Consider the following 249-nt stretch of genomic DNA (forward strand, 5'->3'; position numbering starts at 1 on the left):
GTTTGCATAGGAGTATGGGTCCATTCGAGTTGGGGCTGCGGCTGGGCCAGCCAGAGACGCGCCTGTGGGTGGAGAGGAAAGAGCAGGAGACGTTTGGGTTGGCCGTGGTGGACATAGCCACCACCGGGACGACGGGCGAAGCCTTTGGTCCAGCCGACATCCACCCAGTTGGCAGCCCGGTAACAGGCGCCGGTAAAACGGGGGGATTCTACGAAGGTCTCGGCCAGCACGATGGGATGCCCATAGACG

The 249-nt window shown here is 62.7% G+C and carries 1 pseudogene; it reads right to left on the minus strand.

The features are described 5' to 3' along the window. Window positions 1-249: pseudogene (locus tag HAP95_RS14735) on the minus strand (Druantia anti-phage system protein DruA); the annotation flags it as partial.

Origin of the sequence: Acidithiobacillus sulfurivorans (assembly GCF_018853815.1) — a bacterium.
Lineage (GTDB): Bacteria > Pseudomonadota > Gammaproteobacteria > Acidithiobacillales > Acidithiobacillaceae > Acidithiobacillus > Acidithiobacillus sulfurivorans.